At 45.7% G+C, this 858-nt stretch carries 1 protein-coding gene; it reads right to left on the reverse strand.

Annotated elements, in window-relative coordinates:
* On the reverse strand, positions 1-796 hold a 796-nt coding region (locus J1784_RS00295; protein ID WP_217147583.1), incomplete at its 3' end, for an IS30 family transposase.
* Positions 797-858 lie beyond the last annotated feature (62 nt).

Raw genomic sequence — 858 nt, forward strand, 5'->3', positions numbered from 1 at the left:
TTCCCTTCAATTTCAGCAGGATGGTATAGCGCGATTTCCTATCAACGAGAGTAGCAATATGCGTATTTTTTGTTCCTGAGACTAAATCCCCTTCCCAGTGGCCAACAGAACGACGATTGTCGATATGTCTTGATCGCTCATGGATAGAGATACCATTGACGATGTTGATCGTCCCTCGCTCACCTTTGCGTGAATGGCGTTTTCCATGACGTAGACTGTGGGAACGGCGCAGGTGCCTTACCAGCAGGTGATGCAAGGCGTCTCGGGTGCGAAAATATAGGGTTTTATAAATTGTCTCTGCTGATATTTGCATCGATTTTCGCCGATGCACTGTATGTTTAAGCCATCCGGATATTTGTTCAGGCGACCATTTAAGCTCTAGTTTTTCCAAAACTAAATCCCGTAACGCCAGATTCTTCTCCAGCAAACAGGGCTTAGGCCTTTTGGCCATTCGGTTAGCCCGGTTGTTCGCATCAACCGCTTTGTAATAGCGTCGGCCACGGTTACGTTGAACCTCTCTTGATATCGTAGAAGGCGAGCGATTTAGAGAATGCGCAATAGCTCTGATACTTTTTTTGGCAGAGAGTCCAACGCGTATTTCTTCCCGTTCAGATAACGTCAAATGCGATGAAGCGCGTTTGCGCACGTTGGGCTTCATGCCACCAGAGTCTCTTAAAATAGTGAAAATGGTGCCGGGCTTAGAATCCAGGGTTTTAGCAATGTCACTGAAGCCGATGCCGTTCTTCCATGAGTTGAAAACAAACTCTTTTTCCTTTGCCGTAAATGTACGTTTCATTCATTAATCCTCCGCTACCCCATGTTTTAGCATGGATGTTGCATTGATCAATTGAATCTACA

Source organism: Rahnella ecdela (assembly GCF_019049625.1).
Classification (GTDB): domain Bacteria; phylum Pseudomonadota; class Gammaproteobacteria; order Enterobacterales; family Enterobacteriaceae; genus Rahnella; species Rahnella ecdela.